General features: G+C 62.3%; 10 protein-coding genes. 5 read left to right on the forward strand and 5 right to left on the reverse strand.

Translation table 11 applies throughout. From position 1 onward, the window contains the following. Position 1 precedes the first annotated feature (1 nt). Entirely contained in the window at positions 2-637 is a 636-nt protein-coding gene (locus ACR0J2_RS12055; RefSeq protein WP_480490454.1) for a bifunctional 4-hydroxy-2-oxoglutarate aldolase/2-dehydro-3-deoxy-phosphogluconate aldolase, read from the forward strand. 50 nt (positions 638-687) lie between these two features. Beyond that, the gene (locus tag ACR0J2_RS12060) at positions 688-1,878 is read left to right on the forward strand and encodes a pyridoxal-phosphate-dependent aminotransferase family protein (RefSeq protein WP_480812687.1); all 1,191 of its coding nucleotides are present in this window, start codon (positions 688-690) and stop codon (positions 1,876-1,878) included. A gap of 98 nt (positions 1,879-1,976) precedes the next feature. On the opposite strand, the gene ACR0J2_RS12065 is transcribed toward ACR0J2_RS12060, so the two are convergent. Continuing rightward, on the reverse strand, positions 1,977-3,092 hold the full coding sequence (locus ACR0J2_RS12065; protein ID WP_480812688.1) for a pyridoxal phosphate-dependent aminotransferase: 1,116 nt from the start codon (positions 3,090-3,092) through the stop codon (positions 1,977-1,979). Positions 3,093-3,219: 127 nt separating this feature from the next. Between ACR0J2_RS12065 and ACR0J2_RS12070 the strand changes: the two genes are divergently transcribed. Next, complete coding sequence (locus ACR0J2_RS12070; RefSeq protein WP_480812689.1) at positions 3,220-4,002, forward strand: crotonase/enoyl-CoA hydratase family protein; 783 nt, start codon at positions 3,220-3,222, stop codon at positions 4,000-4,002. Here ACR0J2_RS12070 and ACR0J2_RS12075 read toward each other — a convergent pair whose 3' ends face one another. The 4 genes from ACR0J2_RS12075 to ACR0J2_RS12090 all read right to left on the reverse strand — a co-directional run bounded on the left by ACR0J2_RS12075 (position 4,003) and on the right by ACR0J2_RS12090 (position 9,647). Next, positions 4,003-4,335 carry a DnaJ family domain-containing protein gene (locus ACR0J2_RS12075; RefSeq protein WP_480812690.1) on the reverse strand — a complete coding sequence of 111 codons (333 nt, stop codon included), beginning with the start codon at positions 4,333-4,335 and terminating at the stop codon, positions 4,003-4,005. It lies immediately after the preceding gene. A gap of 39 nt (positions 4,336-4,374) precedes the next feature. After that, positions 4,375-5,538 (reverse strand): benzoate/H(+) symporter BenE family transporter, encoded by a 1,164-nt coding sequence (locus ACR0J2_RS12080; RefSeq protein WP_480812691.1) that lies wholly within the window; start codon positions 5,536-5,538, stop codon positions 4,375-4,377. A 137-nt stretch (positions 5,539-5,675) separates the two neighbouring features. Continuing rightward, positions 5,676-8,837 (reverse strand): valine--tRNA ligase, encoded by a 3,162-nt coding sequence (locus tag ACR0J2_RS12085; RefSeq protein ID WP_480812692.1) that lies wholly within the window; start codon positions 8,835-8,837, stop codon positions 5,676-5,678. A 78-nt stretch (positions 8,838-8,915) separates the two neighbouring features. Next, positions 8,916-9,647 carry a dienelactone hydrolase family protein gene (locus ACR0J2_RS12090; protein WP_480812693.1) on the reverse strand — a complete coding sequence of 244 codons (732 nt, stop codon included), beginning with the start codon at positions 9,645-9,647 and terminating at the stop codon, positions 8,916-8,918. A gap of 115 nt (positions 9,648-9,762) precedes the next feature. On the opposite strand from ACR0J2_RS12090, the gene ACR0J2_RS12095 reads away from it, so the two are divergent. Next, complete coding sequence (locus tag ACR0J2_RS12095) at positions 9,763-12,054, forward strand: xanthine dehydrogenase family protein molybdopterin-binding subunit (RefSeq protein WP_480812694.1); 2,292 nt, start codon at positions 9,763-9,765, stop codon at positions 12,052-12,054. Then, a complete protein-coding gene (locus tag ACR0J2_RS12100) occupies positions 12,032-13,108 on the forward strand; it encodes a DUF2235 domain-containing protein (RefSeq protein ID WP_480812695.1) in 1,077 nt (358 codons plus the stop codon). Before ACR0J2_RS12095 ends, ACR0J2_RS12100 begins: the two co-directional genes overlap by 23 nt. Positions 13,109-13,116 lie beyond the last annotated feature (8 nt).

Below are 13,116 nucleotides of genomic sequence, written 5' to 3' on the forward strand. Positions count from 1 at the left end.
CATGACATCCAAAACCCAACGTACCCGCGAAATCTGCGCCCTGGCACCCATTATCCCGGTACTTGTGATCGACGATGCGGCACAGGCCCGCCCGCTGGCCGAAGCGCTCGTGGCCGGTGGTCTGCCTGCGCTCGAGGTTACCTTGCGTACGCCTGCCGCGTTGGACGCCATCCGCGCCATGGCGCAGGTGCCCGGCGGTGTTGTTGGCGCGGGTACGCTGGTCACACCCGATGACGTTCGTGCGGCGAAAGAAGCGGGCGCGCAGTTCGGCGTCTCGCCCGGTGCAACCGACGCCCTGATTGCCGCCTGCGAGGCCGAAGGCCTGCCCCTGCTGCCCGGCGCGGCCACTGCCAGCGAAGCGATGCGCCTGCTGGAACAGGGCTATGACATGCTGAAATTCTTCCCGGCCGAGGCCTCGGGCGGCGCGCCTGCGCTGAAGGCCATCGGTGCGCCCCTGCCGCAGATCAGCTTCTGCCCGACCGGTGGCGTCTCGCCCGCGAATGCGCGCGATTACCTGTCGCTGTCCAACGTTGTCTGCGCTGGCGGCAGTTGGGTTGCGCCAAAGCAAATGGTGCTGAATGGCGACTGGCCCGGCATCGAGTCACTTGCGCGCGAGGCCTCGCAACTGGTGGATTGACGCGGCCGCAACCTGCGTTAGGTTAGGCGCCAATTCAGGCAAGGCGACCCATGACACAGCAAGTTTCCCTCGCGCGGGGGCGCGAATATCTGGCCATCCCCGGCCCGTCGGTCATGCCCGATGCGGTGCTGCAGGCAATGCATCGCCCATCGCCCAATATCTACGACGGCGAGCTGATCGACATGATGCCGGCGCTGACCGCCGACCTGCGCCGCGTCGCGCGCACGCAGCATGACGTGGCCATCTATATCGCCAACGGCCACGGCACGTGGGAGGCCGCACTGTCCAATGTGATCGCACCGGGAGAAACCGTTCTGGCCCCTGCGTCGGGCCGGTTTACCCATGGCTGGGCCGAAATGGCCGAGGGCATCGGAGCGCAGGTCGACCTGATCGATTTCGGAACCGCCTCGCCGTGGGATTTTGACCGCATCGCCGAGGCCCTGCGCGCCGATACCGAACACCGCTACAAGGCGGTGCTGGCGGTTCATGTCGATACCTCCAGTTCGGTGCGCAACGACATCCCGGCCCTGCGCGCACTGCTGGACGAACTGGACCACCCCGCGCTGCTGATGGCCGATTGCATTGCCTCGCTGGGCTGCGAACGGTTCGAGATGGATCTCTGGGGTGTCGACGTTATGGTCACGGCCTGCCAAAAGGGCCTGATGACCCCTGCCGGTACGGGCTTTGTTTTCTTCAATGACAAAGCACAAGCCAAACGCGCAGCCGTGCCGCGCGTGTCGCAATACTGGGACTGGCAGCCGCGGGCCAATCCCGACCTGTTCTACCAGTATTTCAACGGCACTGCGCCGACGCATCACCTTTACGGTCTGCGCGCCGCGCTGGACCTGATCCACGCAGAAGGTATCGAGCAGGTGTGGGCCCGCCACGAACGCCTCGCACACGCGATCTGGAGCGCTTGTGAAATCTGGGCGCAGGGCGGTGCGCTGCAGCTCAATGTCGCCGACCGCGCCTTTCGCAGCCACGCCGTCACGGCCCTGCGCCTGACCGACGGTCAGGGCACGCCGCTGCGCAGCTTTACCGAGCGAGAGCTGGGTTTGACCTTGGGAATCGGTCTGGGGATGGAGGACTGGGACGGCTGTTTCCGGCTTGGCCACATGGGCCATGTGAACGCTCAGATGGTTATGGCGATGCTGGGCGGAATGGAAACCGCCATGGCCGCCCTGAATATCCCGCGCGGCAAAGGGGCGCTCGAAGCTGCGGCAGCAACGCTGGCGGGCTAGTCCGAAAAGATCCGCTCCTTCATCTGGCCAAAAATATCCTCGGGGGGGATCGCGCCTAGGGCGCGATTGGGGGGCAGACAGCCCCCTGGCACAGCGCTTCAGGCCGGTTCCGCCCTAGCCGCTGCAAGCGCCCCGGGCAGCGCGGCCGCAAAGGCATCCAGATCGGCCGCCGCGCCGCAACTAACCCGAATGCAACGGTTCTGGGGTGCGGCAAAGGGCATCCGCACAAAGATACCCTGCGCCACCAGCGCATCCAGAATCGCTTTGGCAAAAACCCCATCCCGCCCGCAATCGATGGCAACAAAATTGGTGGCTGAGGGCAGCGGGTCTAACCCGTTCTCCCGCGCGATCGCGCCAATCCTGTCGCGCGCCTCGGCAATCTGCCCCTGAACGTTGGACAGCCATGCGCCGTCCCGCAACGCCGCCAACGCCCCGGCCTGCGCCGCCCGGTTCATTCCGAAATGATTGCGCACCTTGTTGAAGGCTGCAATCAGCCCCGGTGCTGCAATGGCGTACCCGACCCGTGCCCCGGCCATTCCATACCCCTTGGAAAAAGTCCGCATCCGGATCACGCGCGGATCATCCGCAGCGACCGGCGCTGCCGTTCCTTCCGGCGCACATTCGACATAGGCCTCGTCCAGCACCAGCAGGCAGCCATCGGGCAATCCGTCCAGCGCGGTCACGATATCGGCACCCGCATGCCAGCTTCCCATCGGATTGTCGGGATTGGCCAGGTAGACCAGCTTGGCATCCACTTCTGCCGCCTTGGCAAACAGCGCCACCGGATCTTCTTGATCCTTTGCATAAGGCACCTTGTGAAGCACGCCGCCAAAGCCTGCGACATGGTAATTGAAGGTCGGATAGGCCCCGTCCGAAGTCACAACCGCATCCCCCGGCTCGACAAGCAGCCGAACCAGATAGCCCAATAACCCGTCGATCCCTTCACCCACCACGATATTCTTCACGGACACGGCGTGGTGATCGGCCAGGGCGTGGCGCAGCTCGTGGTTTTCGGGATCGCCATACATCCAGATCTCGCTCGCGGCCCGTTGCATCGCCTCAATGGCGCGGGGCGAGGGACCAAACACGCTCTCATTCGCGCCCAGTCGGGCCACGAACGGCGCACCGCGGTCACGCTCCTGCGTTTCGGGCCCCACAAACGGGACGGTGGCGGGCAGGGATCGGGCAAGCGGGGTGTAGCGCGGATCAGTCATATGCGCAGATAAGCGCAGGGCGGCCGGTTGGGCAAGCATCAGGTCAGATGATCTGCCCTCACGTCGTGGTGGAACTGGCCATGCCTTTCGGGGCATGATCGGCGAAACAGGATCTGGGAGGCCCCGCATGGCGCGCGTATCCGTCGAATACAAAGACCACATTGCCCACGTCACGCTGACCCGGGGCGACAAGATGAACGCGCTGGATGATGCGATGATCAAGGCGATCCTGGCCGCCGGTCAGGAAGTCGCGGCCTCGGAGGCAAGGGCCGTTGTTCTGTCGGGCGAAGGCAAAAGCTTCTGTGCGGGTCTCGACATGGCAAGCTTTGCCAACATGGCCCATATGAACCCGACCGAATGGCTGATGACGCGCAGCCACCACGACGCCAACGAGATGCAGGAGCTTGCGCTAATCTGGCGGCGGGTGCCGGTGCCGGTGATCTGCGCCATTCAGGGCGTGGCCTATGGCGGCGGTCTGCAAATCGCTCTGGGCGCGGATATCCGTATCGCCCATCCGGAAAGCAAGCTGGCCGTGATGGAGATGAAATGGGGCATTATCCCCGACATGGGCGGGATGGTCCTGTTGCCGCAACTTGTCCGCTCGGATGTGTTGCGCCTGCTGACCTATACAGCCCGCCCTATCGGCGCCCAGCAAGCCGCCGATTGGGGGCTTGTTACCAGACTGTCGGATGATCCAATGACCGAAGCGCTGACTCTGGCCGAAAATATCGCGGGCAAAAGCCCCTCGGCCATCCGTGCCGCCAAGCGACTGATCGAAGTTGCCGAATGCAAGGCCCGCGCCGAGGTGCTGCTGGAGGAATCGGCGGAACAGGTGGAACTGATCGGCAAACCGGATCAGATCGAGGTCATCTCGGCCCAGATGCAGGGCCGCAAGCCCGAGTTCAAGTGATCACCGCATGAACGCCCGGCGCGCATCGCGGGCCATGTTGTAGCGCATCTCAAGATCGGCGATGCGCGCCATGGCCGCTTTTCGGTCTGCGGCATCGGTCAGACCGGCATAGGCCTGTCGGGCCGCGTCCAGTTCTTTCCTGAGACTGAATTCTTCGGGCAGCACACCGGCCTGCGCCATGATCCGGTGCCCGGCCGCAATGGCCGGATCGGTCTGGGCCTCGGTCGAACGATCGGGCAAGGGCTGACCTTCGCCGTCCAGCCCCTCTAACTGACCTTCCGCCTGCGCCTTTTTGATCTGGCGTTCCACCAGTTTTCCAAGTGATCCAAGCATGGCAGGATTATACGCGACCATTGATGCAGACGAAAGCGTTCACCGGGTCCGTTTCGTAACCAGATAAGCAATGCCGCCTGCCGCCAGACCCCAGACCGCCGCGCCCAAGCCGAACACGGTGATACCGGAAGCAGTGATCGCAAATGTCAGGATCGCCGCTTCCCGTTCGGCAGGAACTTCCAGCGCCGCAAACGTCGCGTTTGCCATGACACCGATCAACGCAACCCCGGTCAGCGTTCCCATCAGCAGCGGGTCGGCATGGGCGGCAAACCCGGTGATCGCCACGGCAAAAACGCCAAGCAGACAGTAGAATAAGCCTGCCATGACCGCAGACCAGTAGCGCAGGTCCCGGTCCGGATGGCTGTCCTCGTTCGAACACATGGCCGCGGTGATGGCGGCCAGACAGGTGGCAGGGGCTCCGAATGGCGCGGACAGAATGCTGGCCCCGCCGACGGCCGAGAACAGCCTGCCAGCTTCGGGTGCATAACCAAAACTGCGCATCACCGCGATGCCGGGGATATTCTGCGTGGCCATGGTCACGATGAACAGCGGAAGGCCTATGCCTATGGCCGAGGCCACTGAGAACGTCGGCATTGTCCAAACAGGGGCAGCCACCAGATGCTCGGGCCGGACCGAGCTGTCGCCCGCGTTCAGAAAAACGACAATCGCCGCCGCAGTAACCGCAGCAGGAACTGCGATCAACCGATTGATCCGGCCGGCGACAAACCACGTTACGATGACCGGCAATGCCTGCCAGGGCAGCTCAACCGCCGCCTTGAATGGCACAATACACAGCGGCAGCAGAACCCCACCCAGCATGGCTTGGGCCAGCGTTGTCGGGATTGCAGCCGCCAACCGCCCCAAAGGACGCCACAGGCCTGCCAGAACGGTCAGCGCTCCGGCGCACAGAAACGCGCCGACGGCCCCCGAAAAACCGGCGGCAGGGGTGGCAGAAACCGCCAGCAACGCAGCGCCGGGCGTTGACCAGGCTACGCTGATCGGCTGCCGATACCAGAGGCTGAGGACTATGGCAGCCAGCCCCATCGCAACCGCAGCCATCATCAGGCCGGACGCAGCCTCAGTTGCCGAGGCACCCATAGCGGCAAGGCCTTGTAACACAATCGGGAACGAGCTGAAAAACCCGACCACCGCCACCACCAGGCCGGTCGAAATCGTCTGCACGGGGGGATGGGAATGCGCCATTTCTGCCTCGGGGTTGTTTGGGCAACTTGCTAACAATCGCAAGGGGTCGGGAACAAGGGGAAAGCCGTGTGACCAAAAGAAAACCCCGCCGACAAGTGGCGGGGTTCGGGATTAGAGTATTTGTGAAAAGATGAAGATCAGGCGATTTCTGCCAGACGGGCAAGGGCCTCGTTCAGCTTTGCTTCTTCTTCTTCGCGGGCCGCGAGGTTGGCTTTGGCTTCCTCAACCACTTCTTCCGGGGCCGAAGCCACGAATTTGGGGTTGTTAAGGCGCCCACGCAGGCCGCCCAGTTCCTTGGCCAGCTTGCCCTTGGCTTTCTCAAGCCGTTCCTTTTCCGCGCCGATATCGATGATATCCGCCAATGGAAGACCGAAAGACGCGCCGGGGGCGGCGATTGAGATGGTGCCTTTGGGCAGTTCATTCGCCTTGGTCAGGCTGTCAATGCGGGCCAGACGCTTGATCAGCGCCTCATTTCGATCCCAAGCGGCTTGGCCGTTGGCGTCGATCTCGGTCACCAGCATCGGCACATAGAGGCCCGCCGGAACGCGCATCTGCGCGCGGGCCGAGCGGGTGTTTTCGATCACCGAGATCACCCAGTTCATCTCACGATCCGCATCCGCGTCGATCAGGTCGGCCGCGGCATAGGTCGGCCAGTCGGCGTGGACCACCATCTTGGCGCGGTTGCCTGTCAGGCCCCAGAGTTCCTCGGTGATGAAGGGCATGATCGGGTGCAGAAGGACCATGCACTGATCCAGAACCCAGCGCATGGTGGTGCGGGTTTCAGCCTGAGCCGCAGCATCATCACCCTGCAGCAACGGTTTGGATAGTTCCACATACCAGTCGCAGACCTTGCCCCAGACAAAGGCATAAAGCCCGTTGGCCGCGTCGTTGAAGCGGTAGCTTTCCAGCGCCGCGTCAACCTCTTCGCGCACGCGGGCGGTTTCGCCGATGATCCAGCGGTTTACGGCGGCCTTGGGTTTCAGGTCTGCCACGTCCAGTTGCGGCACGGCGTCGGTGAAAACCTCGTTCATCTCGGCAAAGCGGACGGCGTTCCACAGTTTGGTGCCGAAGTTGCGATAGCCGGTGATGCGCTCGCGAGACAGTTTCAGCACGCCGCCAATCGCCGCCATCGAGGCGTTGGTAAAGCGCAGCGCGTCGGCGCCGAATTCGTCCACGATTTCCAGCGGGTCAATGACGTTGCCGGTGGTCTTGGACATCTTCTTGCCCTTCTCGTCGCGGACGAGCTGGTGCAGATAGACGGTGTGGAACGGGATTTCGTTCACCACGGCCAGTTGCATCATCATCATCCGGGCGACCCAGAAGAACAGGATGTCGAAGCCGGTGATCAGAACGTCCGTGGGGAAGTAGCGTTCCAGTTCCTCGGTCTGCTCGGGCCAGCCCAGAGTGCCGATGGGCCAGAGGCCGGAGGAGAACCAGGTGTCCAGGACGTCAGGGTCGCGCCAGACCGGGTAAACCAGCTTGGTCGGGTCCTGTTCGATTGCATATTGTGCAAGGCTTTCGGCGAATTGATGAATCGCCTCCTGTTTGTCGGCGACTTCGATAACTGTCGCGTGGCTTAGCGGGCTGGGGATGTTGGCATTGTCATCCAGGAATTTCTCGGTAACCGCTTCAAGGCTGGACGCACATTCCATGACGTTGCCACGGTGCAGCATGCCGCCCTCGTTCAGCAAACGGCCCATCTCGACCAGATCAAGGTTGCCGTCGTTTTCGTCGTCAAAGAAGTCTTCGGCGGACAGATCGAGACCATACCAAACCGGAATCTGATGCCCCCACCACAGCTGGCGCGAGATGCACCAGGGCTCGATGTTTTCCAGCCAGTGGTAATAGGTCTTCTCGCCCGACTCGGGGATGATCTTGACCGTGCCGTCCTTGACCGCATCCAGCGCGGGGCCAACGACCTTGGCGGCGTCGACGAACCACTGGTCGGTGAACATCGGCTCGATGACCACTTTCGAGCGATCGCCGAAGGGCTGCATGATCGGTTTGCTCTCGACCAGCGGCACCAGCTTGTCCGCGCCTTCGTGCTCGGGCTTCAGCGCCGTCGAGCCCAGACGCGGATCATCCGCGCGGCACATGACGGCCAGACCGTCGTTGGTGATCTCTTCCACCACTTTCGCGCGCGCCTCGAACCGGTCGAGCCCGCGCAGGTGATCGGGGATCAGGTTGATCGCGTCGATCTCGTTCTCGGTAAACGCACGCCCGCGCGCATATTCCTGCGCCTTGTCGGCCTCTTCGGCGTAAGGAGCCCCATCGGCCCGCATCGCGCCTTTGGTATCCATCAGGCGGTACATCGGAATCCCGCCGCGCTTGGCGACCATGTTGTCGTTGAAGTCATGCGCACCGGTGATCTTGACCGCGCCCGAGCCGAAATCGGGGTCGGGGTAATCGTCGGTGATGATCGGGATCTGGCGGCGGTGCTCTTTCGGGCCGACCGGGATTTCGCAGAGCTTGCCGACGATGGGTGCATACCGCTCGTCCGAGGGGTGAACCGCAACCGCGCCGTCGCCCAACATGGTCTCGGGCCGGGTTGTCGCGATTGAAATGTAATCCCGCTCCTCCCGGAGGATCACATTCCCATCTTCATCTTTTTCCAAATACTCATATGTCTCGCCACCGGCGAGCGGGTATTTGAAGTGCCACATATGACCCGCGACCTCGATGTTCTCGACCTCAAGGTCCGAGATCGCGGTCTCGAAATGCGGGTCCCAGTTGACCAACCGCTTGCCGCGATAGATCAGGCCCTTTTCGTACATGTCGACAAAGACTTTGATCACCGCGTCGTGAAAATTCGCAGAGTTTTCGTGCCCCGTGCGCGGGTCGCGTGGCGCGCCTGCCATGGTGAAGGCATTGCGCGACCAGTCGCAGGATGATCCCAGGCGCTTTAGCTGCTCGATGATCGTGCCCCCATATTCGCCCTTCCATTCCCAGACCTTGTCCAGAAATGCTTCACGCCCCAGCTCGCGGCGACCCGGCTGCTGGGTGGCGGCCAGCATCTTTTCAACCTGCATCTGCGTGGCGATGCCGGCGTGGTCCTGACCGGGCTGCCAAAGCGTGTCGAACCCGCGCATCCGGTGCCAGCGGGTCAGAATATCTTGAAGGGTGTTGTTGAACGCATGACCCACATGCAGCGCGCCCGTGACATTGGGCGGCGGGATCATGATGGTAAAGCTTTCGTCGCGCGAGCGGTTCGCGCCTGCCTTGAAGGCTCCGGCCTGTTCCCAGGCCTTGTAGATGCGGGCCTCGGCTTCGGCCGCGTTGAATGTCTTTTCCATCGCCATGGGATGCGTCCTGCGTCAACAAAATCGGGTCAGCGCTTGCAATAGCGAATGCACGCAGGAAGGGGAAGGGCGTCTGTGCTAACCGGCCATCCCAAATCGGTCTTTGAAATAGGTATCAACGCGCTGATAGGCTGGATCGTGAAAATCCAGCGTCAGCAGCGAATGGGCCTTGCCCGGATACTCAACCGTTTCGAGGTTCTCGCCAAAGGCGTTTTTCAGCGACCGCATTAGTTTTTGGGGCGACAGGTTGTCTTTGGCGTACCGCATGGCCAGACCGGGGCCTTTTTGCGCCATGCCCAAACGTGCATCCGAAATGTCCTGCGCGCTCATATGCAGCTTGTCGCCGCCAAAGATCGGCAATGCGGGCTGGCTGGCCACGCCGCCAAGAACCGCATCGTCGGCCATCAGGGTCAGTGCAAAGCTGCCGGTCAGGCACATGCCGATGACACCAACGCCCGCGCTGCCTTCCTGATCCCGGATATGACCCGCCAGCGCCCGCATCCAGCCCGCAACCGGGCTTTGACGCCCTTTCATGAACATGTTGATCTCGCGCCGGACGCAGAACAGCCGGGCAAAGTTCCTGCCCGTCTGAGTTTTGCCGAACGTACCGAACAGGTGCGGCAGATACACCCGGAACCCCGAGTCGTTCAGCCGCTGCGCCAGTTCCAGCGTTTCCGGCCCGATCCCCGGCAGTTCCTGCAGGATCATGATCGGTGGACCTTCGCCCCCGACATAAACGTCATGCGTGGTTTCTGTGCCGGTGCTGAGCGGGGCGGTGAACGGGAATACGGCGTCATGTGTCCAGGTCATGGCGCCGACGCTATACCATTGGGATGCCGCTGGAAATCGAATTTCTTCGCGATCGACTGGACATCGCATATGCGGGGGCTAACCTCGCAGCCACAGCAGCCTGAAAGGGACAGCAATGGAAAAGTTCGGCAAAAGCCAGCCGGTCAAACGGACCGAAGATCACCGCTTTCTGACCGGGCAGGGGCGCTACATGGACGATGGCGTGCCGGACAATGCCATGTATGCGGCCTTCTTCCGCAGCCCGGTTGCGCATGCGCGGATCATAGCGCTGGATCTGGATGCTGCGCGGCAGGCGGATGGGGTCCGCCTGGTCATGACGCTGGACGATCTGGCCGCGACCGGGATCGACACTGTAATGAACGCGGCGATCATGCCCAACCGGGATGGATCGCAAGGCGCGGCGCCACAGCGGCACATGCTTGCCAAAGACCGTGTGCGCTTTGTGGGTGAGCCCGTTGTTGCAGTGATTGCCGAGACGCAGCTTCAGGCGCAGGACGCGGTTGAGCTGATCTGGATGGAGACCGATGACCTGCCCGCCAAGCTGGATGTGGATGCGGGCGGAGAGCCGCTGCACCCCGAAGCCCCGGACAACCGCGCCTTTGACTGGGGGCTGGGCGATGAAGCCGCGACCGAAGCCGCCTTTCAGTCCGCCGCCCATACCGTGGCGCTGAATGTGGCGGACAACCGGGTCATCATCAACTCGATCGAGCCGCGCGGCTGTCAGGCCAGCTGGTCGGACGGCCGGCTGCACTTCGCCTATGGCGGTCAGGGTGTCTGGGCGATGCGGGCGCAGTTGGCGCAGAAACTGAAGCTTGAAACCGAGGCGATCCGTGTCACCACGCCGGATGTGGGTGGCGGGTTTGGCATGAAGGTGATGCCCTATCCCGAATATTTCTGTGTCTGCGTTGGCGCCATGAAACTGGGGCAACCCGTGCATTGGATGTCCGACCGATCCGAAGCGATGCTGTCCGATCATCATGGCCGCGATCTGACTTCTTTGGCCGAACTGGCTTTCGACGACAATCTCAGGATCACGGCTTACCGGGTCCACAGCAAGGTCAACCTTGGCGCCCATAACAGTCATTTCGGGCAGGCCATCCAGACCAGCCTGTTCAGCAAGGTGCTGATGGGTGTCTATGATGTTCAGACCACATATCTGCGGGTCGAAGGGTTCTACACCAACACCACGCAGGTCGACGCCTATCGCGGCGCGGGCCGGCCCGAGGCGATCTATGTCCTCGAACGGGTCATGGACCGCGCCGCGCGCGAACTGGGTGTCGATCCGTGGGAACTGCGGCGCAGGAACTTCATCAAACCTGCGGACTTCCCCTACAAAACCGCAACAGGGGAAACCTATGACGTCGGCGATTTCGACATGGTTCTCAGCCGCGCTGGCGAGCAGACCCGAGGCTTTGCCGCCCGAAAGGCCGCCGATGCTGAACGCGGCCTGATCCGGGGGCAGGGGCTTTGTTACTATATCGAAAGCATTCTGGGCGACCCTTCCGAAAACGCGAAGATCGAGTTCCGCGAGGATGGAATGGTGAACATGTGCGTTGGCACTCAATCGAATGGGCAGGGACACGAGACGGCCTACACTCACTTCCTGTCGGATCAGGCCGGGATACCAATGGACCGCATCGTGGTGGTCCAGGGCGATACCGACCGTCTGGCGCATGGCGGCGGGACGGGCGGATCCCGCTCGGTGACGGTGCAAAACACGGCAACGCTGGCCACAATCGACGTCATGATCGCCGCATTCACGCCTTATCTGGCCGGTAAGCTGGGGGTCGAGGAAACCCAAGTGATTTTTGACCACGAAACCTTTCGGGCGCCGGGGTCCAACCTGACACCCACCCTGATCGAGGCCGCCGAGATGGCCCGCGCCGATGGCCGTACCGACCTGTTGCAACACACGGCACGCGCCGATCTGGAAGCGCGCAGCTATCCCAACGGCGCACATGTTGCCGAAGTCGTGATCGATTCTTTCACCGGGGAAACCTGGGTCGACCGCTATACGGTGGTTGATGATTTCGGCAACCTTATCAATCCGATGCTGGCCGAGGGGCAGGTGCATGGCGGGGTGGTGCAGGGCATTGGCCAGGCACTGAACGAACGTGTGGTGCATGATGCGCAGGGGCAACTGCTCACGGCTTCGTTGATGGATTACGCCTTGCCCCGTGCCGCCGGGATACCCATGATTAAGTTTACCTCGGCGCCGGTTCCGTCAACTTCCAACCCGATGGGGATGAAAGGATGCGGTGAGGCCGGGACCGTGGGCGCGCTGGCCGCTGTTGCAAACGCGGTTCAGGATGCGCTCTGGGATCATGGGGTACGGCAGGCGGACATGCCTTTCACACCTCACAGAGTATGGGAGATGCTGACACATGGTTCTGTCGCGGCTGAGTAGAAAGGTTCTGGGATGGCTCGGACGGCCGCTTCGCTCCGAGCACTCGGCCGAGGCGCTGCATCGCGAGCCAATCAGCCATGTCATCATTCTGGACGGCACCATGTCCACGCTGGAGCCGGGCCTTGAGACACATGCCGGTCAGACCTACCGCCTGTGCCGGGAAATGGGCAGCCAAGTCTCGGTCTTTTACGAATCCGGTGTGCAATGGGAAAGCTGGAAGTCCTCGCTGGATGTGATGATGGGGCGCGGCATCAATCGCCAGATCAGGCGTGCCTACGGCTATCTTGCCTCGCGGTACAAGCCCGGCGACCGGATCTACTTCATCGGATATTCCCGTGGCGCGTACGGTGTGCGTAGTCTTGCCGGTGTCATCGACATGATTGGCCTACTAAAGGCCGAGCATGCCACCGAACGCAACATCAAACAGGCTTATCGCCATTATGAATGCAATCCAGGCGGAGCAGCGGCAGGTGATTTCCGGCGCAAGTTCTGCCATGACGCAATTGCGATAGAAATGGTTGGCGTCTGGGATACGGTCAAGGCGCTGGGCCTGCGCCTGCCCATGCTGTGGCGTTGGGCCGAGGATCGGCATGCCTTTCACCACCACAAGCTTGGTCCCTCGACCCGCCACGGCTATCACGCCCTGGCGCTGGATGAGACGCGCGAAGTGTTCGAACCGGTCCTGTGGAAATGTACGCCCGAGTTCCGCGGCCATGTCGAACAGGTCTGGTTCCGCGGCACCCATGGCGATGTCGGCGGGCAACTGAACGGCTTTGAAGATGCGCGCCCACTCAGCAACATCTCCCTGATCTGGATGCTGGACAAGGCAGAACTGCATGGTCTGCCCTTGCCGGGCGGTTGGCGCGAGCGTTTCCCGGTCGATGCGTCCGCCAGATCAGTCGGGACATGGAGGGGCTGGGGCAAGATCTTCCTTCTGCGCAAGCATCGCAAAGTCGGTCGGGACCGCTCGGAACATCTGCACGTGTCGGTTTCACCGGATGATCTGCCGGGCTGGGTGCCCATGCCCAACTTGCCTTCTCATCCGGCGCAATAACCGCGACC

The sequence above is a fragment of the Ruegeria sp. CG4 genome, assembly GCF_056537185.1.

Coding starts and splice junctions, on each gene's coding strand:
- ACR0J2_RS12055 (WP_480490454.1), top strand. CDS start 2: ATGACATCCAAAACCCAACGTACCCGCGAAATCTGCGCCCTGGCACCC.
- ACR0J2_RS12060 (WP_480812687.1), top strand. CDS start 688: ATGACACAGCAAGTTTCCCTCGCGCGGGGGCGCGAATATCTGGCCATC.
- ACR0J2_RS12065 (WP_480812688.1), bottom strand. CDS start 3,092: ATGACTGATCCGCGCTACACCCCGCTTGCCCGATCCCTGCCCGCCACC.
- ACR0J2_RS12070 (WP_480812689.1), top strand. CDS start 3,220: ATGGCGCGCGTATCCGTCGAATACAAAGACCACATTGCCCACGTCACG.
- ACR0J2_RS12075 (WP_480812690.1), bottom strand. CDS start 4,335: ATGCTTGGATCACTTGGAAAACTGGTGGAACGCCAGATCAAAAAGGCG.
- ACR0J2_RS12080 (WP_480812691.1), bottom strand. CDS start 5,538: ATGGCGCATTCCCATCCCCCCGTGCAGACGATTTCGACCGGCCTGGTG.
- ACR0J2_RS12085 (WP_480812692.1), bottom strand. CDS start 8,837: ATGGCGATGGAAAAGACATTCAACGCGGCCGAAGCCGAGGCCCGCATC.
- ACR0J2_RS12090 (WP_480812693.1), bottom strand. CDS start 9,647: ATGACCTGGACACATGACGCCGTATTCCCGTTCACCGCCCCGCTCAGC.
- ACR0J2_RS12095 (WP_480812694.1), top strand. CDS start 9,763: ATGGAAAAGTTCGGCAAAAGCCAGCCGGTCAAACGGACCGAAGATCAC.
- ACR0J2_RS12100 (WP_480812695.1), top strand. CDS start 12,032: ATGGTTCTGTCGCGGCTGAGTAGAAAGGTTCTGGGATGGCTCGGACGG.